Source organism: Nitrospira marina (assembly GCF_059568365.1).
In genome coordinates, this window is the sequence record NZ_JCANTH010000001.1 from 2,751,926 (window position 1) to 2,776,424 (window position 24,499).

Annotated in this window: 20 protein-coding genes; 7 read left to right on the forward strand and 13 right to left on the reverse strand. The window is 49.7% G+C overall.

What is annotated here, in order from left to right; all coding sequences use genetic code 11:
* The first annotated feature begins 411 nt into the window (after nt 1-411).
* Nucleotides 412-708 carry a PepSY domain-containing protein gene (locus LX98_RS11545; RefSeq protein WP_496429041.1) on the forward strand — a complete coding sequence of 99 codons (297 nt, stop codon included), beginning with the start codon at nt 412-414 and terminating at the stop codon, nt 706-708.
* A 411-nt stretch (nt 709-1,119) separates the two neighbouring features.
* The gene (locus LX98_RS11550; protein WP_496429042.1) at nt 1,120-1,779 is read left to right on the forward strand and encodes a response regulator; all 660 of its coding nucleotides are present in this window, start codon (nt 1,120-1,122) and stop codon (nt 1,777-1,779) included.
* A gap of 45 nt (nt 1,780-1,824) precedes the next feature.
* Here LX98_RS11550 and LX98_RS11555 read toward each other — a convergent pair whose 3' ends face one another.
* The gene (locus LX98_RS11555) at nt 1,825-2,478 is read right to left on the reverse strand and encodes a response regulator (protein ID WP_496429043.1); all 654 of its coding nucleotides are present in this window, start codon (nt 2,476-2,478) and stop codon (nt 1,825-1,827) included.
* 415 nt (nt 2,479-2,893) lie between these two features.
* Entirely contained in the window at nt 2,894-3,508 is a 615-nt protein-coding gene (locus LX98_RS11560; RefSeq protein WP_496429044.1) for a Fe-Mn family superoxide dismutase, read from the reverse strand.
* Between the two features lie 228 nt (nt 3,509-3,736).
* On the opposite strand from LX98_RS11560, the gene LX98_RS11565 reads away from it, so the two are divergent.
* Together LX98_RS11565 and LX98_RS11570 are read left to right on the forward strand one after the other, a co-directional pair.
* Entirely contained in the window at nt 3,737-4,231 is a 495-nt protein-coding gene (locus LX98_RS11565) for a hypothetical protein (RefSeq protein ID WP_496429045.1), read from the forward strand.
* Between the two features lie 370 nt (nt 4,232-4,601).
* Entirely contained in the window at nt 4,602-5,219 is a 618-nt protein-coding gene (locus tag LX98_RS11570) for a BON domain-containing protein (RefSeq protein ID WP_496429046.1), read from the forward strand.
* Between the two features lie 161 nt (nt 5,220-5,380).
* Here LX98_RS11570 and LX98_RS11575 read toward each other — a convergent pair whose 3' ends face one another.
* The 4 genes from LX98_RS11575 to LX98_RS11590 all read right to left on the reverse strand — a co-directional run bounded on the left by LX98_RS11575 (nt 5,381) and on the right by LX98_RS11590 (nt 6,958).
* On the reverse strand, nt 5,381-5,986 hold the full coding sequence (locus LX98_RS11575) for a hypothetical protein (RefSeq protein ID WP_496429047.1): 606 nt from the start codon (nt 5,984-5,986) through the stop codon (nt 5,381-5,383).
* Nucleotides 5,987-6,071: 85 nt separating this feature from the next.
* Entirely contained in the window at nt 6,072-6,542 is a 471-nt protein-coding gene (locus LX98_RS11580; RefSeq protein ID WP_496429048.1) for a hypothetical protein, read from the reverse strand.
* A gap of 52 nt (nt 6,543-6,594) precedes the next feature.
* The gene (locus tag LX98_RS11585; protein WP_312640318.1) at nt 6,595-6,747 is read right to left on the reverse strand and encodes a DUF3309 domain-containing protein; all 153 of its coding nucleotides are present in this window, start codon (nt 6,745-6,747) and stop codon (nt 6,595-6,597) included.
* Nucleotides 6,748-6,772: 25 nt separating this feature from the next.
* Nucleotides 6,773-6,958, reverse strand: a complete 186-nt coding sequence (locus LX98_RS11590; RefSeq protein ID WP_496429049.1) for a hypothetical protein — start codon at nt 6,956-6,958, stop codon at nt 6,773-6,775.
* A gap of 408 nt (nt 6,959-7,366) precedes the next feature.
* Here LX98_RS11590 and LX98_RS11595 point away from each other — a divergent pair, with 408 nt between their 5' ends.
* Genes LX98_RS11595 through LX98_RS11605 form a run of 3 tightly spaced genes read left to right on the forward strand, consistent with a single transcriptional unit; the run spans nt 7,367 to nt 11,267 of the window.
* Nucleotides 7,367-8,830 carry an ATP-binding protein gene (locus tag LX98_RS11595; protein WP_496429050.1) on the forward strand — a complete coding sequence of 488 codons (1,464 nt, stop codon included), beginning with the start codon at nt 7,367-7,369 and terminating at the stop codon, nt 8,828-8,830.
* A gap of 14 nt (nt 8,831-8,844) precedes the next feature.
* Nucleotides 8,845-9,288 (forward strand): response regulator, encoded by a 444-nt coding sequence (locus LX98_RS11600; RefSeq protein WP_496429051.1) that lies wholly within the window; start codon nt 8,845-8,847, stop codon nt 9,286-9,288.
* Entirely contained in the window at nt 9,285-11,267 is a 1,983-nt protein-coding gene (locus tag LX98_RS11605; RefSeq protein WP_496429052.1) for a response regulator, read from the forward strand. The genes LX98_RS11600 and LX98_RS11605 overlap by 4 nt, the downstream gene beginning before the upstream one ends.
* A 10-nt stretch (nt 11,268-11,277) precedes the next feature.
* Here LX98_RS11605 and LX98_RS11610 read toward each other — a convergent pair whose 3' ends face one another.
* The 7 genes from LX98_RS11610 to LX98_RS11640 form a co-directional block, all read right to left on the reverse strand.
* The gene (locus LX98_RS11610; protein WP_496429053.1) at nt 11,278-12,003 is read right to left on the reverse strand and encodes a S16 family serine protease; all 726 of its coding nucleotides are present in this window, start codon (nt 12,001-12,003) and stop codon (nt 11,278-11,280) included.
* 3 nt (nt 12,004-12,006) lie between these two features.
* Nucleotides 12,007-12,387, reverse strand: coding sequence for a hypothetical protein (locus LX98_RS11615; protein WP_496429054.1), 381 nt, complete (start codon nt 12,385-12,387; stop codon nt 12,007-12,009).
* A 63-nt stretch (nt 12,388-12,450) separates the two neighbouring features.
* Nucleotides 12,451-12,756, reverse strand: coding sequence for a hypothetical protein (locus LX98_RS11620; protein ID WP_496429055.1), 306 nt, complete (start codon nt 12,754-12,756; stop codon nt 12,451-12,453).
* A 486-nt stretch (nt 12,757-13,242) separates the two neighbouring features.
* Nucleotides 13,243-17,457: a chemotaxis protein CheB gene (locus LX98_RS11625; RefSeq protein ID WP_496429056.1), complete on the reverse strand. Its 4,215-nt coding sequence runs from the start codon at nt 17,455-17,457 to the stop codon at nt 13,243-13,245.
* Nucleotides 17,458-17,826: 369 nt separating this feature from the next.
* Nucleotides 17,827-18,264 (reverse strand): STAS domain-containing protein, encoded by a 438-nt coding sequence (locus LX98_RS11630; protein ID WP_496429057.1) that lies wholly within the window; start codon nt 18,262-18,264, stop codon nt 17,827-17,829.
* Nucleotides 18,265-18,481: 217 nt separating this feature from the next.
* Nucleotides 18,482-19,984, reverse strand: coding sequence for a BON domain-containing protein (locus LX98_RS11635; protein ID WP_496429058.1), 1,503 nt, complete (start codon nt 19,982-19,984; stop codon nt 18,482-18,484).
* 131 nt (nt 19,985-20,115) lie between these two features.
* Nucleotides 20,116-24,300: a response regulator gene (locus LX98_RS11640; RefSeq protein WP_496429059.1), complete on the reverse strand. Its 4,185-nt coding sequence runs from the start codon at nt 24,298-24,300 to the stop codon at nt 20,116-20,118.
* Nucleotides 24,301-24,499: the final 199 nt, after the last annotated feature.

Consider the following 24,499-nt stretch of genomic DNA (forward strand, 5'->3'; position numbering starts at 1 on the left):
TCAGGGAGCGTTGAACAGTAAGCCGAGGGTCCCTGGCCGGCAGTTCGTCCATGCAAGTACAGCCTTATTGAACGAACCTTTTTGAGCACTCCATAAAATCTTCCCGACTGGATCTCTAGACACACATCTCCCACCAATGCCGATGACAAGGACACATATTCGAAATACCTCATACCCTCATCCACGTTTGGTCTCAGCGGCGAAGCCATTCATGAATCCTTGGGTCAATTTTGGGTGTTTTCTCCCACAGAATGGCCAACAATTCTTTTGAAATTCACCTACCTGGGCAGACAACATCAGGTTGGATCCCGCCCTTTTGTCTAATGCCACAGGCGTTCGGTAAGGGCATACTTTGCCTTGAAGGTCTGCGCTAGCATACTGATCATCATATTCACAACAAAGGAGTCCGCTATGAAGAATCGTTTAATTCTCAGTCTCACGTTCGCCACGTGTCTTCTGCCGATCAGCTCGGCTTTAGCCTTGTTTGGTGATGACAAAGCCGAATTATTGAAGGGCACTCAAATCACGCTTGTCGAGGCTGTGGAAAAAGCCATGACAACGGTGAAGGGCAAGGCTGTGGATGCCGAATTGGAAAAAGAGCACGGCAAGACTGTATTCGAAGTGAAAATCGTTGACGAAAATGAAAAAACCAGAGAAGTCTATGTGGATGCTCATTCAGGAGAAGTCGTGAAGATTGAAAAGGAGTAATCCTGTCCCTTGTGAGGCTGCAAGCCTCACGATATTTTCATCATCATGAAGCAAATCATGGAGGGGATTCCCCTCCATGATTGTTTCATTCCCCCGGTTTAAAATGGCCATCCCGGACTCTCTCTCTCCCTCAATGCGCAAATGAAATAAAAAAGAGTCTCCCAAATCGGACACGAACCTCGAGCAGTTTCTCAAGGAGGAGAAATGGAAATTCCGCCAGTCGTCATAGTCCACATCAACCAGGTCAATACAAGGGTTTTGTCCAGTTGGCGACTGGGCCAACCCTGGCTACAGTAAGGTACTTCGCTTAACGGAACGAAGAATATGGAGAAGAGACTAAAAGGGACGTGTTAAAGTAGGATGTTTCTTTGACACCTGGGAGACCTGTCACTTACTGGACTTGTTTACGGCATGAATACAACTAAGCGAGCACGATTATTTCTTGTTGACGACCATATTCTTGTGTTAGAGAGCTGCAAAAAACTGCTTGAACCCCATCATGACATCGTTGGGGAGGCCCATAGCGCAAGCGATTTGGCCAGCCAAATCCGGCAAACAAAACCCGACATTCTCCTCATGGACATCTCCATGCCTGACCAAAACGGGTACGAAGCTGCTCGAATGTTAAAAACGATATGTCCATCCATTAAAATAATTTTTGTTTCTATGCATTTAGAGCCTACTTTTATCATGGAGGCGTTTCGTAGCGGCGGTGAAGGGTATGTCCCGAAGCAAACGGCAGGGAACGAATTGTTATCAGCGATTAACCAGGTTCAGGAAAAGCAGAAATACCTCTCTCCCCTTATTCCTGAGGAGGTACAAAATGCGGTTTTTGCCCAGATGGATGGTATGCCGGGCACCGAACTTTCTGGAAAATTAACACCCAGGCAGCAGGAGGTATTACGGCTTGTGGCTCAAGGCTTTTCGGCGAAAGACATAGCCAACTTGTTGACCATTTCTCAAAGCACGGTCGCGTTCCATAAGATGCAAATCGTGCAGGCCCTTGGCCTTCATTCCAAGGCAGATCTGACGAAATACGCGGTCAAATTAGGGATTTCTCCCCTTGACTAGCTAGAAATGCCACCCCTGAAGGTAAATGACACTTACGAGCAGCGATTAAACAGAAATTATTCCATTGGAAATAGCATATTTGGTGAGTTCGGAGGCCGTTTTGAGTCCCAATACTTGCATGACCCGGGTCTTGTGAAATTCTACGGTTTTGACGGCCAGATTTAATATGACCGCAATGTCTTTATTGGATTTCCCTTCAGCGACCAATTGAAGAATTTCTATTTGGCGCTGAGTCAATGCGGGAGTCTCTGCCTGAGGGGCTTTTTTCGAATTAGAAGAGGGGTTCAGTGCTTGACTGACAAGACCCTGGGCAATAGAGGGAGAAACGTAGGTGCGTCCCTGATACACTTCCTTAATGGCAAACACTAATTCTGCCGTCGCAGATTGTTTTAAAATATACCCCACCCCACCCGCCTTAAAGGCCTCATGGACAAAATGTTCCTCGGAATGCATGGTGAGAAAAATCAATTTTGTTTGGGGTTCACATTTTTTTATTTGTCGGGCGGCTTCCAACCCATTTAATAGCGGCAATGAAATATCAATGATCGCAATGTCCGGTGTATGTTTCTTGACGGCTTTCACTAATGCATGACCGTCTACAACCGTCCCCACCAGCGTGAAATCAGTTTCCAGCAGTTTGGTCAGCCCCTCACTAACCAGGACGTGATCTTCAGCTAAGAGTACCCGCGCTTTACTCATGTCAAAAGAAGAATGAGATAGACATTGTTAAAATGGAAATCCTAGGCAAGACATTATGAAAGAATCAGGTAGATAAGTCTACAACAAACAACCCCATGGGTTCCAATTCGGGAAAACGGTATGATTCACCCAAGGGCTTTGATCCTTCAGGGTTGCTCACTTGTGCTCTGGATCAGCAAATCCATGCTTTATTAAGATAACCCATGATATCGAGGAAGGGAAAATGATTAAATTTTTGGTATAGGGGGCCGTGTTGGAGGAGGAGTGGGTGGTCCCGGTGGGTCAGGAATAGGGTTTGGAAGAGGTCCAGGATTAGGAAAAGGGTCCGGGTTAGGGTTAGGATCGGGTTGCGGAATAGGAGAAGGACATCGAACAGCAAAACTTGGCGCGCACGGGCCACTGTAGATGAGGTTGTTCATAATCGACCCTCTAAACGTTTGGCAACAACATCCCAATGAACTTGGGAAAGGAAATGTTCAATATATTTGCCTCGTTCCGACGGTGGAAAATCCAACAAATACGCATGTTCCCACACGTCCATCACTAACACAGGACGAAAACCTGCAATATTGCCGAATTCATGAAGGCTGATCCAATGGTTAGAAAGCCTGCCGTTTTCCGGATTGAGATTGCATACAGCCCAGCCCACTCCCCGCATCTTCCCCACGCTTGAAAAATCGGTCTTCCAGGTCTCAAAACTCCCGAAACTGCCTTCAAAAGCTTTCAGTAGGGAATCCTGACCTTGGGGAGATTTTGACTCTTGGGAGGTCATATTTCCAAAGTACAATTCATGGAGAACCATTCCATTATATTCAAATCCCAGCCGCCGGGTGAGTTCAGAATAGGCCGGCATTTCCTCCTGATCCACCTGCCCGTCAATCAAAAACTCCCCGATTTGCCTGGTAAGGGAATTGGTGGCCTTCACATACCCTTCATAGAGATTAAAATGCATCTCTAACGTTTTATCTGAGATACCGTTTAATCCCTTGAGCTTGAAATCTTTAACCGGATAATCTTTACTGGGTTTCATGCGCATAAGTTCTCCCAACACATATCCAACAATCGGCTCCCAATCTTTTCTAGGAGCCTAATATAAGAAGAATTACGAAACAGCGTAACTGGAAAAAACCCTTGAACCTCCAATTTGAAGGGCGGATCAGAAAAAACGGCTACGGCCAGGGTTTTACCCAGTCGTCTTTCAACTCTATTCTGCTATATCCTGAAGTTGATTTGATGAAAAAAAAGTGGCCTGTGAAACATGAAAATCCAATTCACCATATCCGATGAAATGAGCAAAGACGTCTTGGCTCTTCAATCTACACTCGGCATGAAAAGAGTTGAAGATCTCACAATTCATGCGTGGAAGGTATTGCGGTTTCTCATGGAAACCATTCGCCAGGATCGTTTCACTCTTTCTCCTGAGGCCATTCACTGGATTTCCCAAGCGCCAAAGACCCCGCCTGCCGATGAAACGGAGAAGGACCTCTCCTTTACGGAAATCGATAGTCAAATTCTACAAGAAATCCATCGGCTGCTTGACGACAATCAGCTTGATCAGGCATTGAAAGCCACCCATATCCTCAAACTCCTCAAGTCTCACTCAACCCAGAGTTCAAACAGTCAATTGGTCAAATCCGAGATGCTCCTTACCGCCGCGGAAACCTTTGCGGCGGAAAGTGATCCCGAAAAAGCCGTTCAGCTTATTCATGCCACCCACGAAACCACCCAAAAACCTGCTGATGGAGATGATTGAAGACATAGCTCGCTATTTTAAAGCCTGGATTGACCTGGCATCGGGAACAATTTTCTGACTGCTCGACCTAAAAAATAGAAGCTTTTGCATCTGCGAACGAACGATTCCGATTCAAAGAACAACTTCCTTGATTTTTACCTTCAGAGGAGCCCGGATCTTCCTCACTATCCCCCCGTTTCCACCTTCTCCCTGATCTTTGCTCGAACACCCAGGGTTTAAACCAGGTTTCGTTTTCTCTCATTTTGATATGTTTTGATAAGAAATTGTCTGCTCTCTGCCATCGCTCCGGCCACGGCCGGCTATAGGAATAAATCGAAGTGAGAGCTTTCCTGGCCAATCGGAGAATGGCAAAAACGTTCTGGAGGTGCCTATGAAATTCCCATGCCAACGTTTTTTCGTAAGCGTATGTTTAATAGGTTCATTTTTCATTGCAGCTATGATGGAACAAACCCATGGCCAGATCCTGTCTGTCCCTGCAGCAGGATTTGACGAAGCCATTACTCCCGGAGCACATGATCCGTTATCCGCCGACAATACCTCTGTGCTTTCAGACAAAGAGATACACTATCGCATTCAACGGCGTTTGGAAGTTAGTCCGTTTGAATATGGTGAGATCACGGTTCACGTGGGACAGGGCGAAACGGTACTCTCAGGATATGTCCAAGATCAGGATGCCTTGGTGGATGTGGTCGAAATGGCCTATGACGCCGGAGCCACGAATGTCAACAATCAACTTCGCATCAAAAACCAGAACCTTCCATGGAAAAAGATGACCGATCAGGCATTGAAAGAAGCGGTTGAAGAGGAGCTTTATTGGAGCCCATTTGTGAATTCGATACCCATTCGTGTTGAAGCTCACGACGGGATCGTCACCCTCTCTGGAAGAGTGGAAAATCGAGGGGAAATTGTAGATGCGGTGGCAAACGCCTACGAAGCCGGAGCGAAAAATGTCCGCATTCGTTTATGGATCGATCCCACATTAGATTAGATTGAGCCTGCCAAAAGAGGTTCCCCCTTCATACAAGAGTTCCTCAATATGCTCAGAGACAACCAATTGAGTCTCATTTTTTTTATGAAGTCTTGAGGAAGGGCGAACGGCTTCAATTTTTCAGCAACGAATCGGCCCTCCTTCCGGCACACAGACAACGCTCAAAAGCGTTTCATTTTTTCCGGCGTCTTTAGTAGCTGGTTGGGTTGTCCCAACGGCTCACTCTCTTTGACCGGAGGCTTTTCCGGAGTCGAGGGATCAGTGGGAACAGGTGAGACATCCGGAAGAATGTTGGGTTCGTCTGTGGGTGATTCGGTTCGAACCGGAGGAGTGGAAGATGAGGTACCTGAAGCTCCGATGTCGGGGGGCGTCCGGATCCCTCCCCCTATGAGGGGGGAATCCTCACCGGACGGAGTGTTTGAATGCCCATTGGGTTGAAGTCCACCGGGGGATGTATCCTGTAAACTATCCCCTAAAGCCGCTTCCGCTAGGAAAAAAGCCATACCGTCCGGAGCCTCTTGAGTGTCTCCTTTTCCGACGGATTGATACGGTGGATCTCCACGTTGCCAGTCCATAACCACGGCCGGGGGTCCAATGTCCGGAACCAACTTTTTCGGGCCCGACACCGCCTTCCAGCTTTTGGGCTTGTCCTGATCCGCAGCAAATACCATCCCAGAAAGGCCACTGGCGATCAATAATATGATTCCCGTGATGAACATTCGCTTCATTCTCCAGGTCGTGTTCATAAATGTTGAATCGGTAGACACTGATCGCCTTCTTTTATGCCCTATGCCGTGACATGATGCTTTTAAATTCAGGAAAAAATGTGTAATAAAAACAATACTCAAGATGCTATGACTTTTCCCACAAGGCTTTTCCATTCGCATCAAACAACCGGACCAGGGGACTCCCGTCCTTATTTAACACGACTTGAACGCGGGGATTATCCAAATGATCCCGCAAGACGAACATAGGGAGGTCATCACTCTGAACTTCCAATGCCACCCGCCGCTTGCAGTCCTCTCCATAGAGAGTTAATCCGGTTCGCTCCTTCCCATACACGGCAAGAGACGCTCGACGGTCACAGTCATCATCTCCCATGATAAGTGCCGGATGATTACCGTCCCACAGACCCAGCGTGGCACGGACCTTACCCTCCTCATTGACAATTTGTAGGGCTGAAGTAGTTATAGGCTCACTTAGGTTGGTCGCTGACACCTTTGAGTCAGTGGGGTTTGTAGAAGCCAACAGCATTCCTCCCATCGAACCCAACACCAATGAACCGAATACGATGGCCGACCATGTGGATTTATTGAAGGGCATAACAGACTTCTCCCTCTTTTTCATGATGAACAAAAGGATTTCGGAGCGCGGCTTACAATCTTCCTGTCAAAGCCAGAATCAGCACGATCACCAGCACCAATCCGAGCCCGCCACTGGGATATGGGCCCCAGGATGAACTGTACGGCCAGACCGGCAAGGCCCCGACCAGCAGAAGAATGAGTATGACTAAAACGATCGTAGACATAAATCTGGTTCCTCCTCCCGTATTTTTAACAGGCTTTAATATCAGTGCTCATGTGTTCCTTGCACGACACCAAGGAAGGCGGCAAGTCTGTAACGGGAAGAGCCAACTTGAGCACCATTCGCCGCGGCCAATCCCCAAACAAACAACGGGACATTCTGGTCTGCCCCAATCCCTTTGGATGAATCGTTTCCTGTTCAAGACTGGTGTTCATGGGTTGTGTTCTCCTTATGTTGAATCCATTTGGCGATCGGTTGAAATCCTTGATCCCGAGATCAAGGCTGTCATGTGTTTCTTCATCCTTGATTTTCTTATTTATACAGAATCGTTTAGGCGGCAAGACCTGAGAAAAACCCTGGGTTGATTAAACAACAACCCTGGATGACCCGGTGGGTCACATTTTGGGGCTTTTACTCTTAGACAAGACTAATTCGTTGAAGCTATACTTTTTCGAATTTCGTTCTTTCACGACAGGTCCTCAACGTTGTTCTGCTTAACCGCAGCCGAGGGAGAGCAGCATCCGTCGCATCATTCGAGGTCATGTTTGTGTTCACCTTCTCATTTACATAGAACCGGAAATGCGTATGCTGGTATTCAGTTTTAGAAGGAAGAGTGTGAACCTATGATGACGGTTCAAAAACGGGTCAAATCCGGTTCTCACGCAAAAAGTTTGGATATCATCCTGCTGGTAGCCATCAGCGTTCTCATTGGCGGAATTTTTGTGGTGGATCTCTTCACCAAAACAGGAGTTGCGATTGGCATGTTATATGTGAGTGCCATTCTGCTGACTTCCTATTTACCCCATGCCAAATCCCCATTCATCGTCGCGGGAGTCTGCACGGTCCTTGCCATTATTGGAGTGATCTATTCACCCGGCGTGAACGTGGTGTATTCGGGGAGCACCATTGCCGGCAATGCCGTGACCAACCGTCTTTTATCGCTTTTTATGATTTGGGCAACAGCCCTCCTCACCTATCAATATCGTCAGGGGGTGGAGGTCCGGCTTCGGTTAGCCTCCATCGTGGAATCCACCCCCGACGCCATTATCGGACAAACACTCAAAGGACAAGTCACCAGTTGGAACAACGGGGCCGAACAGATGTTCGGATATTCGTCACAGGAGAGCATCGGGCAATATATGCCATTTTTATTTCCACCAGACCGGATTGCCGAAGAAAAGAATATCCTGGAACAACTCCAGAGTGGGAAGCCGATTCAAAATTTTGAAACGATTCGACGTAGGAAAGACGGACAGGACATACCGGTGTCGCTGACCATTTCTCCCATTATCGACCGATGGGGAAACGCTATAGGCGCGTCGAAAATTGCACGGGATATTTCCCAGCAAAAGAAGTTGGAAAACCTCCTTGCTATCCAAAACCTCACATTGGCCAATCACGCAGCCTCTCTCAAGCAATCAAACGAGGATCTCGAACAATTTGCCTATATAGCCTCTCATGATCTCCAAGAACCTCTCCGCACGATTCATGGCTTTACGCAGTTGCTGGCGGAGCGCTATAAAGAGCAATTGGACAAACAGGGTCAGGAATTTATTGGATTCGTGACCGATGGAGCGAATCGCATGCAAACCCTTATTCAAGACCTCCTGAAATATTCGAGAATTCAGGCCCAGGAACTGAACGCTGTTCCGGTCCACGTCGAGGAGGTACTCAATGAAATACTCGAATATCTCCGCATGGCCATTGAGGACAAACAGGCTTCGATCACACATGACCCTCTGCCGACCATTCAGACCGATCGGTCGCATTTCCACCATCTTCTCCAGAATCTGATTACCAATGCCCTAAAGTTTCACGGCCCGAAACCGCCACACATTCATGTATCTGCCCAGGAAAGGTCCGACGGGTGGACCTTCTCGGTACAGGATAACGGGATCGGCCTCGAGTCGGCATATTCCGAGCGGATCTTTCTTCCATTCAAAAGACTGCACACGCGGGAAGAGTACCAGGGCACCGGAATCGGTCTGGCCATATGTAAGAAAATCGTGGAACGCCGTGGAGGCCGCATCTGGGTCGAATCCGAAGTGGGAAGAGGATCCACATTTTCGTTTACCTTACCTAAATAACCCGGAGAATCTTCATGCAGAATCCTATTGAAATTTTACTCATAGAGGATAATCCCGCTGATATCCGGCTTACCCAGGAGGCCTTTCAGCAAGCTCGCCTCCAGAATACGATTCATGTGGTTCAAGACGGGGTCAACGCCTTGGCCTTCATTCGGCAGACTGCACCCTTTCAACAGGCTCCCCGACCAGACCTTATCCTGTTAGATTTAAACCTTCCAAAAAAGGACGGGAGAGAGGTTCTAAAGGAAATCAAATCCGATACGCACACCCGCACAATTCCCGTGGTGGTGCTGACCACCTCTGATGACGAAGCAGATGTCTTGCGGAGTTACGATCTGCATGCCAATGCGTATCTGGTCAAACCCATTGATATTTTGCAATTCATCAAAATGATTCAATCACTCGAAGATTTTTGGCTCTCTGTGGTAAAACTTCCTCCAAAAGTGTCAGAGTCATGAGCGATCTCCCATCCCCGACATATTCCATCCTGCTCGTGGAGGACAATCCTGCCGATGCAGAATTAGTGCGCGAGCGGCTGAAGGATGCCTCCGGCATGTCCCCCTTTCATATCACCCGTGCGTCGACGCTGAAAGAGGCTCTGACCATCCTTCACAGCACGCCGTTTGACGTCATCCTTCTTGATTTAAATCTGCCGGAGACCAATGGCCTGGAAACGTTGAAACGAATCCGGTCGGCAAATTCGGCCATTCCCCTTGTTGTGTTAACCGTGCATGAGGATGAACCGCTTGCCCTTGAAGCCATCAAATTAGGGGCTCAGGATTATCTCCCTAAATCGTCGATGAATGCCGTGTTGCTTTCCCGAATTTTGCACTATGCCATGGAACGGGAAAAGAATGAGCGGATTCGCCGGGAGAGCGAAAGAAAGTACCGGTTATTTGTTGATGGCGCCACCGGCCTGGCTTTTATCATGCTTGATTTGCTTGGGAACATTACGCATTGGAATTCCGGAGCTGAACGGCTTTTTGGGTACACAGAAGACGCGGCATTGCATAAACATTTTTCTCTCCTCTTCACCGCTGAAGACCTGCGCAATGGTCGTCCGGCCACCGAGTTGCGGAGGGCGGAAACCCTGGAAAAAGGGGATGATGACAATTGGCTGGTACGGGCTGATGGCTCCCGATTTTGGGCCAGCGGTGCAGTGACGGCCATACGCGACCCCAGCGACAAACTGATCGGATTTGCCAAGGTGGTCCGAGACAAAAGCGCTCAAAAAGATACCAGTGACAAATTAGCCGAATTGAATCGCACCTTGGAAGAGCGCGTCATCCAACGCACTCAGGAACTTACTCGCAACCAGGAACGGCTTCGCGCCATGGCCTCCGATCTCACCGTCACCGAACAACGCGAACGACGCCGTTTGGCGACGGACCTTCATGATTATCTGGCTCAGCTCCTTGTCGTCTGTCGACTGAAATTAAGTCAGGGTCAAGCGATTTCGGATAAGGAAACCCTCGTAAAGGTGATTCAGGAGGCGGATACCCTCCTGGATCAATCCTTGACTTATACACGGACATTGGTCAGCCAACTCAGTCCGACCTGTCTCTATGAATTCGGACTCCATGCCGCTCTCGTCTGGTTGGGAACGGAAATGGGTAAACAGGGATTGACGGTTACCTTGAAAAGTGCAGATGAGACGCCAAGCCTGCCGGAGGATCAGGCCGTTCTCGTGTTTCAATCCGTTCGGGAACTGTTATATAACGTGCTCAAACATTCCGGCGTCAATGAGGTGATGGTGAATCTGTCTCTGCAACAGGACAACCATCTGCTGATCGAAGTAAAGGATTTTGGCTGCGGGTTTAGCGAAAATCCTGAAGAGAGAAGTGAACAATCCCCAACAAATTTTGGACTCTTTAGTATTCGGGAGCGATTGGAAGCCCTCGGCGGAGAAATGATTCTCCATTCAGCCCCGCAGAAGGGAACTCAAGTCCTCCTGCGTATTCCCATAGAACACAGCTGTGAGGATTTCCAACCACGTGCTGCCAAACCGACACCGGTGCATGCCGTCAAGAAGGCTTATATTTCCCATCCTCCTTCAGAAAAAATCCGCATTCTTCTCGCAGACGATCATAAGATGGTCCGTGAGGGGTTTTGCCATATTTTGAACGCTCAAGTGGATTTTGAAGTCGTGGGAGAGGCAGAAGACGGAAACCATGCCCTTGCCCTCTGTGAGTCACTCCGCCCCGACGTCGTGGTGATGGATCTTCATATGCCCAAGATGGACGGTCTGGAGGCCATTAAAAGAATCAAAGAGGTCCTTCCCGATACGATCATGATCGGATTATCCGTTTACGACACCCCGGACGTGGCCCGATGGTTCCGGGAGGCAGGGGCGACGGCATTTGTCACAAAGGGAGGTCCGGCGGAAAGCTTAGTCACCATCGTCAGGAAATATTGTCAACAAAAAAACCCCGCCTAGCCTTCTATGCTTATTTCTTGTTGGTATGTTGCACCACCATCAATCCCGAGGCCTTCTCGGGCCTCGGAAGAGTCGTTCCCGTCAACATCTGATAGGCCTGCAACACCGTACTGACGGGAGAAATCTGCATCAAAAAAGGCGTCTGCCAATCATTGTCTTCGGGAAAGCGATCGTCAGGAATAAGCACTCTTGGGATATGTTCCTCAAAGGCGGCCTGGATTTTCAGTGGGATCCCTCCCACCGCCCCGATATGACCATCACGGGTCACTTTACCGGTCATCACCCGGTTCAGGAGGATAGAGTTATCATTGGCCATGGCCAGAGCCACCACACTCACCATCGCGGTCAAACTATCTCCGTAAATCGTCACACCGGGGGTCGGAAATTTGAGAAATATATTCCAGGTCTTAGGATCAAGACCGGCCATACGAGCCGCGGAGACGATTCCGGATTGAATAGCCACTTGAGTCAATGGTGAAAATTTTCCCGGGCCGCTCGCAAATGTCACATTCAGAACTTCCTGACCTTCCTGTTTCCGAAACGAGATGTCAAGTTCAGCTACAATTCCTTTGGGTTCACCATTCAGGTCAAGAGTGGTTCCCAGGAAGGTCACGGATTGCTTCTGCCAATACATCTGTTCGGCCACAGCCGGCTGTGCGAAGGGGAAGGCCCATCCGCAGGGAACCGCCCACACCAGAATGCTGAAAATAAAAGCCGTCCTTTTCAAATCAGGCATAGACTAGTTCTCCGAAACCGGCAAATACGGAATAATGTAGGCCCCATTGCCTTCCACCCGCTGATCGACAAATTGGTCGAAGATGCCATCTCGATTGTCATCCAGCCAATAGAACAAGGGCCATTCAACCGTTTCAACGACCGTATTCCAGAATTTATTATTTTCATAAAAAATAATTTGTCGGGCCGTTTTATAATCCACGACTCCATCTCCTTTGAGGGAGTATTCCCTCACATACAATCCCGTAATGATATTCACATCTTCATTGACGAGATTGGCCTCACCGGGTTCCTTCGGCATATCTGCAGCAATGCCCTGCCCCTCCATGACGAGACTCAGGAGAATGCTACACATCCAGTAAAAACCGCCTTGTTTGCCATTCATGATATTTGCCCTTTAATATGACCATTTTGTGGTCGAATCCACCAAGAATGAATGACCGGCTTGTTACCCGGTCATGACCAATCCATTTTCACGATGCCGCGGCTGAGACAAGGAGTTCACGGCCGGAGCCTCACCTGAATGTGTTCGCAACCGGTTCAACAAAATAAACGGGTCGATGACGTCACCACATTGAATGCAGTGCTTGGCCTGAAACTGAAAATCCTCATAGTCGGAGAAAATATCCATATACGTCTCTTCGACCATCGTTCCTCCGCACCGTGAACAATGTGATTGTTGCATTTGCTGAACCAATTGAGGGAACACATCGGGGTGCTCGTTTCTCATCGCAGACAGGGTAAAGGTTTGCATAAGGCCTCCTTCGTTCTTAAGGTAAGAAATCATGTTCATGGTCTGACTGTAGTTTCCCACTCGAAAAGCGACTACTACCCAAAACCCTGGGTCTAGACGTGAAGATCCCTTGAAAAAGGTCGAATGAAATTAGGGGGATTGAATGAGGGAAAGAGGGACTCAAGCTAACGGGATGACATCATGCCCATGAAGGGAAAGCCAGGACCAGTCTGCGCATCTACGTGAAGGGAATCGTTAATAATGACAATCCTCCGACTCGCGATGAAACCAATCCGCAGAAAGATTTTGAAAGTTGCGCACTCGAGCCGAACAACAACAACAGGCGGGGACAGGCCTTATGAACATCCTGCTTCGGTCATGGAAGACATTCAAAATTTTTAATTCCGACAGCTGGGGAACGCCGAAGGAGCTGGTGCCCGACTCGACCGGACTATGGGTTTGCTAGATGCTTCGCCTTCAGCTCAGCATGACAACCACGGTGGGTGTTCATTCGGAACCATGTTGTTTTTGACTGTTGCGGATGACCTCGGCGAAGGAACCGAACGAATCTCCTTTAGACACATATTCGTCTCCTCCAGCCTCAGCAAAATTATTGGACACGATTTGGTCCCCATGCATGGATAAGCCAATAATATAGACTGCCGGATGGCTGGCTTTAATGAGACGGGTGGCTTCTATTCCGTTCATCACCGGCATATTGATATCCATCACCACCACATCAGGGTGAAGAGTCTGAACAAGCTCGACAGCCTGTTCACCGTTTTCGGCTTCTCCGACCACCTGAATATCGGGGCAGGCATTCAACATGGTGCCCAATCCTTCACGGAATATGGGGTGGTCATCCGCCAGGAGGACACGAATACCCTCCTCCGTTTTTCCGGGAGTCGGAACCTGTACCGCCATGGGAGAAGAGGAGGGCTGAATGGATTCCCTATCAGCGCCTTGAACGGAAATAGGCACTTCAATCAGCACTCGAGTGCCCTCCCCGATCCTGGAAAGGACCTCACATTTGCCTCCAAGACCTTCTATGCGTTCTTGCACGGTTAACAGGCCAAATTTGTCAAAGTGGGAATGGGTTTCGCGGGTTGAGGACAGATCAAACCCGCATCCGCGATCCACGACTTCTATTCCAAAAACCTCTGACGAGACGGGATTGATCAGAATAGAGGCTTCCTCAGTTTGGGCATGTTTCATCACATTCAGCAATAATTCCCTGATGACGTGATACAGGATAATTGAGACGGATTCGGAAAGATTCAATTGATGTTCATCAACATGGGATGTCACCGTGACGTGCAAATCATACCGGCTCATTTTTTCGGCCAACCATCGGACGGCTGCCATAAACCCGAATTCATACAAGATGGACGGACTGATTTGAGGGATGAGATCCCGCGTATATTGCAACGCCTCATCCAGAGATTCTTCCATTTCCCGCACAAGAGGTGCCTGCTGATTCGAGAGATCGGTTTGTAGCAACTGACTGACTTTGATCTTTCCAACAACCAGCAACTGTCCTAAATAATCATGTAATTCGGTGGCAATGCGACGCCGTTCCCGTTGCTCGGTAAGAATAAGGTCTAACGACAGTTGACGCAGTCGGTGTTGGTGCTGGACGAGATCCTGTGTCCGCTCATCCACACGGCGTTCCAGCGATTCGGTCAGAGATTGCAGTTGAGTTTCGATATTTTTCCGGTGTATGGCCGAGGCCAGAATATTGGCCACGGCTTGGAGGAACTCCACCTCCTTCTCCCGAAACTCCCTGTTGGATGTCGTATGCACACCGAGCACTCCATGCGGATTGCCTGCCTGATCCCGGATGATGCAACTCATTCCACTAACCACCTGGTGATCAATTAGTAACGAGGGCCCCGAAAACCGGCTTTCCCGGGAGAGATCCTTGACGACAACCGGCTTGTCGCTTATCAGCGTATACCCCGCCTGGGAATTGTGATCGGCACTCACCACGGCCTGGCCGACCAATCCCTCTTTCCACCCTACCCCGGCGCGAAGAAGGAGGGACTGTTCTCCCGGCAAGAATTCCAGCACTTTGGCCATTTCAATTGGTAAGGTCTGACTCAAAAGTCTGACACATTCGTCCATGACCTTCTGCACATCTCTTTCCTGAAGCGCCAACTGTGCGAACTCCGCCATCACCTTCTGTTGTTGAGAAAAACGGAGCACTTGATCTTCCACCTGGCGAAGCTTCGTGATGTCCACAGAAGTCAGCACGACTCCCTGGATCTGACCGTCACTGGATTGGTAGGGAGCCATTCGTGAGAAGAAAGTCCGAGGGTCATGAAAATTTCGGTGAGTGTGTTCGGTGGGCTGTGAGGTCCGCAGCACATCCCGAATACCCGCCAATAACGTTTCGTCTCTAGAAAATGAGGACAATTGGGTAATGGGACGGCCAATATCGGTATCCAAAAACTGGAACATTTCTTGGGCCGCCGGAGTGTATTTCTGAATACATAAATCGGCATTAAGAAATAATGTGGCGATATCCGTCGTCCGGAAGAGATTTTCCATATCGCTATTGGCGTGATCCAATTCCTCCACTTTTCCGGACAGTTGAGCATTGACCGTTTCTAATTCTTCATTAATCGATTGCAATTCCTCGGTGGAAGTTTGCAGTTCTTCATTAGCGGATTGCAGTTCTTCATTGACCGACATCAATTCCTGATTGGAAGATTTCAATTCCTGGTTGGAGGTCTCCAGTTCTTCCAGGGCCGATTGCAAATGCTCCTTGGTGGTGTGAATTTCCTGCTCCAATTCCTTTATCGTCCGGTGCTCGCCTTTCGATTTCTTCGGGCCTTTGGAAGATTTCCGGATTAACCCTTTCTCACGGAAGACCACCATCAGCAGATCAGACGATTGCTTGGCATGAACAAGCGGACGGACAATGATATCCACAGATTGATTATCATCATTCGCCGCCAATGGAATATTGGGGAGGACCACTTCCTTGCCGGTTTTCACGGCCTTTGAGATGCCGGATCGTAACGGCATACGCAAATCCGGTATGACCATATTGAGCAAATTCACGTTGACCGAACCGGAGGGAAGCTGCAGATAGGTCCCGGTCCGGCCGGAGACATATTGCACCTGGCACTCTTTATCGATCAACACCCCGGGAGGGCCGTACTCCTCTCTGACCAGTTGATCGAAGGTATGAATGAAGGGATCCTGAATTTGGGGAAAAAAAGCAGGTTTCGGAGTGGGCATGCTGCCACGCGGTGCCTGTATCGGGAATTTGGGAAACGTGCGGCGCATGATCTTTTTTGGTTGAAACACTCGAAACCGTTTATTCACGGGGCGAAAGAATCGGGATTGGTCTTCCGCCTGTTCCGATGCGCCGAGGAACAGGTAACCCTCAAGGTTGAGGGAATAATGGAAGACGGCAAACATCTGATTCTGAAGATTGGGTTCCATGTAGATCAACAGGTTCCGGCATGAAATGACATCCATGCGAGAAAAGGGGGGATTGCCGACGAGATTATGAAAGGAAAAAATGCATAACTCACGTATCACCTTGGCAACCCGATAACAGGAACCGTCCTGTTCAAAGAACGAGAACAGTCGATCGGGCAGCACATCTTCCTGAATGCGTTCCGGATATCGTCCACGGCGGGCAATATCCAATGCCCGCTCGTCGATATCCGTCCCGAAGATTTGAAGAGGAATACTGAGATGTTCCCGATGGAGGTATTCATAAAAAAGGATAGCGAGCGAATAGACTTCTTCTCCCGTCGAACAACCCGGTATCCAGATCCGGATGGCTTCATTGTTGTGTTTGGATTTGACGATCTTAGGGATGATCGTGTCGGAGAAAAACGCAAAGGCTTCCGGATCTCTAAAAAATTGCGTCACACCGATTAACAGCTCCTTAAACAGCTCATCAACTTCTTCCGGGTCCTCCCGCAATCGTTTGACATATTTCGCGGGAGAGGCAATGTGCAGAATCTGCATGCGCCGCTGAACCCGCCGACCCATCGTATTGCGTTTGTAACCATGGAAATCGTGTCCGGTCCGACGGTACAGATGCGAACAAATCACCTCTAAGTGAGTCAGCGCTTCTGCACGAAGGGTTTCCAGGCCCTTCCCGTCCCGTAGATCGTATAAATATTTCGCATAGAGAATCAGCGCCTCCGCGATGGCTTCGACCGGTAGGATATAATCGATTAATCCGGTCAGAATGGCACTCGTCGGCATTCCGGAAAATTGGGCCGTTTCCGCTGATTGGGCAATCGTTAACCCGCCCTGTTCCTTCACGGATCGAAGCCCGACTGCTCCATCGGACCCCGCGCCGGACAGAATTACCCCGATGGCAAATGGACCTTGATCTTCGGCCAGGGATTTGAAAAACGTATCAATGGGCGTTCGAAAGCCATGAACTTGTGAAGGCCGGTCCACTCGCAAAAACCCACCATCGATGCTCAATTGCGTATTGGGAGGAATGATATAAATATGATTGGGTTCGACTAACGTTTCATCTACCGCGACATGAATCGGCAGAGAGGTCTTCCGCGCCAGCAATTCCGGCATAAGGCTTTCGCGATCGGGAGCCAGGTGCTGGATCACCACAAAACCCATTCCGCTATTGTCTGGAAGTGTTGAAAAGAACCGGCACAATGCCTCGAGCCCTCCGGCCGAAGCGCCGATCCCGACGATGGGAAAGGCATTGGACGGGGTAATATCCACCACTCCCTGTGGACGTGGTGAAGGCGTTGGTTCAGAAGAAGGAGGCTTTGAGCTGCGTGAGGATTTCCGTGGTTTTTTGACAGTTGGAGATTGTTTCGGTGAGGGGGGAGGGGAAGGTACGAATCGACCCTTGGACGGGGTTTTTTTTCTAGTCACTGGAAGTTTCGGCTTTCCGCAAAGTGCGTGTGAATTTTACCCTACCTCACGGTTTCCACGAAAGAGCATGCGCCGAAAATCATCCGATATCATTCCCCCATCATTGTCCTTAACCAGGTGTATGAACGTGATCAACATAATTGTGTCGGTCTTCAATTCTTCGTTCTACCCCCCGCCACAGGTCACATACCATTCTGAAGCCTGGCGCTTTTTCTACAACGAGGCTATTCCGGCGGATGGTACCTGCCTTTCCTCTAATGAGGTCTTCACGCGTTCCCCATTTGCACATGACCTCGGAAGCCGGTAATTCCCTTCCAATACATTCCCGAGCTCCTCCTGGGTATCAATAATGGTGGACAGTTCTGATATTCCTGCCTCCTTCAAATAGGGTTGTATAGAAGGTTGCACGTTGTAAAGGAACACACCTTTTCCCTGTTCCCTGGCTTTAAACACAATCTGGAAGATGGTCCAGGTCCCAATAGAGTTCACACATGACAAGGACCGTAAGTCTAAAATGAGTAAGGAAATCGGCGACGAGACCACACGATCCAACAATAAATCGGTTCGACTCAAATTAGGAGTATTAATACTGAGATCTACGGTGAGTGTCAGGACCACAAGTTGGCCAGGGGTGCTAATGGTGCATTTCATAACAATCGACCTCCCTATAGGTGATAAAAGCCATAACGTTAAAAAATTCTCTCAATTTTACGCATCCCGGTTATTCGCGCCACTCTACTTAACCCTTGAGGTTTATTACGTAAACACGGCGTGGAGAGGATCGTATGCCTTCCAGTAGCATTCAGCACTTTAAATGATGAGGGTTAGCGTGAAATTGAATTGGTCTTGCTCTTCATCAGCACGAATTTTAACGTCGGGCATAAATTTCCCGGCTTGACCAACTAGAAGAAGGTGGAGATTTTCCTACTCGCAACCGGTTGATCACCATCGAGGCTCCCGCCTCAAAGGCCTGCTGTTCCGCCATGAGCCGGTGGTGCATATGCTGTACCGATCCGGACAGAGTCGCCTTCCCATCTTCCACCGTCGCCACAATATCCTGGCTCGATAAGAATGGGCTCCACCACACCTGGTTTTCGAAATCCAGTTGAATTTCCCAATCCGTTTTCTCGATTTCGGGAATTGAAAAGCTGATGTGATTGGTCAGGCTTCTCACGCCTCGGATCCGGGAAGCCACGTTTTCGGCATGGTTTCGTTCATAAATCGAATCGACGGTCCCCGTCAGCAAAACGGCTCCCTTTTTGACCGATCCCTCAAGGGTAAAGGGCTCCAAGACAGGATCTCGTGAAAACGCTGCCAATAACCGGGCATGAATATCGGCATCTTTTGGAGTCGCTTTGGACTGGACCGTGATAAGATTGTTCACGGATTGGACCCCGACAGTGTTATTGGCGTTTTGCTCAGCCTCACGTCTAATGGAGAGAAAGGGTACATTTCCTTTCAGAGTGACCTCCCCGTTTTTGACGGTCACATTGATCCCGAATGGAGCGACACGGCGATCATACGCCAGCACTTTTTGAATGGCATTGGAAATTTCCCTGTCCGTAAACATGGGACGCTGAGTGCGCGTCATCGGATCAGGCGACACCCAATTAATGGTGATACCGCCCACGTCCACGGACTGGACACTCTCGACCCATGCCAATTCGGCAATCCGACTTTTTTCATACACGCTTCCCACCTGTCCTGTCAGAATCGCGCGACCTTGTTCCACCTGGACATGTAAGAGAGATGGGTTGACCACCCAGACATCAAATGCCAGGCGATGGGTGATTTCCTCCCTCAGGACCGAATCCGGCCTATCCCGGACACGCTCCACCTTCAGAAGGTCCCGCACCTCACGAATGCCTTTGACCATTTTGGCTAAATTGAGCGCCGTCTGTTTTTCTTGCCGGGAGTGCACCCGGCCCTTCAGGGTGAGGACCCCATTGACCACATCAACATGAATGTCGTCGCGTTCCACCACGGGATCTTCGAGGAAGAGGTATTCAAGATGTTTTTTCAGGGAAGAATCGTTGGTTGTGCCGACCGGCCCAACTGAGATGCGATCGATGACCCCCCGAACGCCACGTATGGCCTGGGAAAGCTCCGTGGCCCGCTGCTGAATCCACAGACTGTCGGCTGTCCCGGTCAACGTGGCTATGCCATCCTTCACCGACACTTCAATTGAGGAAAAAGATTGGCGATCGACCCGGGACAACCGGTTTTTAATGGCCACGGTCATACCGATATCATGAACTTCTTCAACCTCTCCCCCGGTCACCTCGGCGGTATTTTCCACGTCCTCAGCGGCCATTCCAAGACCGGCCCATAGGCCAAAAACCAAAACAAATATGGCAGGGTAAACCGGCAAATGCGTGCCCTCATTAACTGAACATGAGCAGGAATGGTCCTGGGTACAATGAGCAAAAACCCCCGGAATGTCAGTTGACAAATTTGGTGGGGATGAACAGAAAATATCCGGGACAGAAACTGCGTGGAGGTTTAAGTGATGTTTTGATGCAGCCTGACTACATTGGCCACCATGCGATACAGGTCCTGTCCGGCAGTTTCCTTGGACAAATATCCAGCCGCACCGGCTACACGCATGGCTTGTTCCGTTTCCTTATCCTGTCGAACCGATAAACCGATCACATGAATATTGGGGTGGTTCTGACGAATCTGCCTGGTGGCCTCAATACCATTCATGTTTGGCATATTAATATCCATGACCACCACATCCGGTTGCAGGGATTCTGTCAGACGGATGGCTTCAATCCCGTCGCAGGCTTCTCCGACAACCTCGACGTCGGACCAGGCATCCAGCAGACTTCGCAATCCCTGTCGAACCACGGCATGATCATCGACCAAAAGGACTCGATAACCCGAGGACATTTGCGGACTCGATCCCTGATTGGTTCCCGTGGCTATCAAAGGCACACCATCTGAAAAAGGTACGGTCACATGTAATTGGTCCTGCTCAGATAAGGCCACATATAAGCGGATGCGAGTCCCGGACCCGGGACTCGAGTCTATGACCATCCGTCCGCCTAATAAAGTCATGCGTTCTCGAATACTGAACAGTCCGAATTGATTGGACGTAGGGCTGTGTTGTTCGATGAGGTTGGAATCGAAGCCAACGCCCTGATCAGAAATTTCGATACAGATCTCATCCGGTGAGGAAAGGCTGACGGCCAGAGAAACGGTGTCCACGCCGGCATGTTTGACCACGTTCATCATCAGTTCACGAATGGATTGAAAGAGAAGCACCGCCTCATTCTCAGTGAGCGTCAGATGGTCGCGCTCCATCTTGACTTCCACCCTGAGTCCATATTGTTTCATATCCTCTGCCAACCACTGCAAGGCCTTTAATAACCCGAATTGATACAACACCGACGGGACCAGTTGGGCCACCAGCGAGCGCGTATACCCCAACGATTGGTCGAGAATGCGATCGATTTCGTGAAGAACCGGAAGCATAGGCCCCTCGGCACCCACCGTCTGCTCCAGTCTGTTGACTCGCAACCGGCAGGCCACGAGGAGTTGGGCCAGAAAATCATGAAGTTCCTCGGCAATCCTGCGTCGTTCCCGCTGTTCCGTCAAAATCAATTCACCGACGAGTGCCTGCAGGCGCGATTGATTATGACGGAGTTCTTCCGTGCGCTTGGCAATTTGGCTTTCTAATTTGCTCGTCAGATGTTGCAGTTGCTCCTGGGTGGTTTTTAATTTGGTAATGTCCGTATTGGTGCCGATCCATCGCACCACCTCCCCATGCTGATTCCGAATGGGCACGGCCCTTGAAAGAAACCACCGGTATTCACCGTCCTTGCCCCTGAGAGGAAAGGTGTCTTCCCATATGTGTCCGGTTTGAAAACACCGGCGGACTTTTTCAACGACCCGGTCGACATGATCGGGGTGATGGACTTTCTTCCAGCCCCACCCTTCCATGTCCTTCAGCGTAGTTCCGGTATACTCGTACCAGCGTGCGTTGTACCAAAAAATCCATCCCGTGGCATCTCCCATCCAGGCAAATTGGGAGATCGTGTTGGCGAGAGTACGAAATCGTTCTTCACTTTCCCGGTGTTGTTCTTCCATCTCTTTCTGATAGGACAGGTCCAACACCAAACCGACATACCCCAGATATCCGCCGTCCGATTCAAAGCGGGGAGAGGCGGAATCCAGAACATAGTGATACTCCCCCTTGGTATCCCGAAGGCGATATTCCAGTCGAACGGACTGTCTTTTTCTGTTCGCTTCGTCAAACGCCTGCTGAATGGATGGACGATCATGAGGATGAACGGCAGACATCCATCCATCCCCGAGGCCGGTTGCCTCTGTCTGACCGGTAAAGTCATACCAGGTTTGACTGAGAAAGACACAGGTCCCGTCTGCGTCCGTAATCCAGGTCATGATCTCGGGGTGATGGGCCAGATGCTGGAAGCGCGATTCATATTCGATCGCGGCACGACGCATCGCAGCCAATCCCAGTGTTTTACTTACTCTTGCCAGAAGCTCTCTCCCCGAAAACGGCTTGACGAGGTAGTCATCCGCACCGGTCAAAAGCCCATCTATTTCGGCCTCCTGGCCGGCCCTGGCCGATAGGAAGATAAACGGCGTCAATTGAAAATCCTGATTGGACCGAAGACGTGTCAGCAATCCATTTCCATCAATGCGGGGCATCATGATATCACTCAGAATAAGGTGAGGGCGGACCGTGTGAATCCGCTCCAAGGCTTCCTGCCCGTCACAGACGGAAACCACCTCATAGTGGGCCCACAGTAATCGCGTCAAATAAGTCCGCATATCGCGATTGTCTTCTACCAGTAAAATGGTGGGACGAGAGTGATCCGTTCCCTGGAGGGAAACTTCTTCATCCTGTAGATTTTTTTGATTGGCCGGTTCAGGATCTGCGCCTCCGGTCCACTGCTGGGACTCCAAAATGAACGACTTCGCCAAACGTTCGTCCGTTGATTGCGTCGATGTGTGGCATACCTGGTCCGGGGGGAGGTGATGAAACCCGAACGGCACCGTCACGGTAAACACACTTCCCCTTCCGGGTTCACTCTCCACCTGTATCTTCCCGCCATGCATTTCTACCAGCTCTTTTACTAAGGCCAGACCGATTCCGGTTCCTTCGAATGTTCGTCCCAGGGCCTCTTTGGCCCTAAAGAATCGGTCGAATACATGAGAAAGCGTCTCCCGGCTCATACCGACACCGGAATCCTCAATCCGGACATCCACGCTCTCCGCATGAGGGCATACTTCCAGGGACACCCGTCCTTGCAACGTGAATTTCAAGGCATTGGAAAGCAGATTCAGTATGATCTTTTCCCAGGCGGTCCGATCCACATAGACCGGTTGAGACAGCGTGGAACAGGACACGAAAAATTCCAGACCGGCATTTTTCATGGCGGATTCAAACGACGATGCCAGATCAATAGTCAACTCACAGAGATCCACCGGTTCAAACACGGCCTGCATGCGGCCTGCCTCCAGGCTGGAGAAGTCCAATAGCGTGTTGACCAGCTTCAGCATCCGCACGGCATTTCGGTGGGCCACTTCCACACCCGGAGCCGTGGTGAAAGTGGTGGTCTCCATCGCTTCTTCCAGAGAACCGAGAATAAGTGTGAGAGGTGTTCGGAACTCGTGGCTCACGTTACTGAAAAAATCGGTTTTTGCCCGGTTGAGTTCGGCTAATGCTTCAATCCGTTTCCGCTCTTCGGTCCGGACTTGCGCACGATTGATGGCTCCCGAAATCCCCTTCGCGAGGAGATTTAAAAACTCCCGGTATCGGTCATCAAGTGCCAGCCTCGAACTGATCCCCACAATCAGATAGCCGGATTGTCTTTGTGTCTGCCAGGACTCCACGGGCAACACCATCCCCCGATCGGGCGGCTCCGGCCACGGCACTCCCGAAAGATTCAGCTGCCTGTTAATCGTGAATACGGTTTCATCTAGCTTGGGCGAAAGTGACAGCGGCCACCATGGCTGAGGATGAAACTTGTCTCCATCCATCGCGAATCGAACTGGAGTCAGGAGTGAATCAGACTGAAAACCTGACTGTGCGGCAAGACACAGACTGCGTTCGTCCCTATCCCACAGATATATGAGACTGAACGGGATATCAAAGGAATTGTCTGTGAGAATTTCAGCCGAGAGACGACAAACCTCTTCCACAGAATCGGCTTCTTCCGTCACGAATGACAGTCGTCTGAGAGTATTGAGCCTTCGTCCTTTTAATACCTGACTTGTTTCTTCGGTACAGGCACAAAAGAGTCCTAGGATATCTCCTTGTTCATTCTTAATCGGGCTGTAGGAAAATGTAAAAAATGTTTCCTCTAAGAATCCATGTCTCCGCATAAATAAAGGAAGATCTTCATTCCATGTGGACCGACCTTCTTGTAAGACAATGTCGGCCTGGGGGCCAATCACATCCCAGATATCAGACCAGGTATCCGAGGCACAGGCACCCAATGCCTGCGGATGCCGGTTTCCCAATATCGGGACATAGGCATCGTTGTAAATATTGATCAGATGGTTCCCCCACCAGACAAACATGGGATATCTCGAATCCAGGATTATCTGGACGGAAGTTTTGAGCTGAGCGGGCCATCCGGCCATGTCCCCTAGTGGGGTTTCCCGCCAATTTTTCCTTCGAATATGTTCTTCCATCCGACTAGCCGACGTCATAAACAAAGTCCTTTCACCTTTATGAGCGTGGGCGACCGGCAATAACGTAAGCCGAAATCCTATTTAATCTGTCCGGTCTGGCAGGCTCTAACCCTATCACACCTACCCCGCCTTTTCAGTTGACAAATCAGGGGTTTTCATCCTGTTTTAGGAGACTGTCCTCGAATCACTCTGTTGCTTCTTTGTTCACGTCCAATGT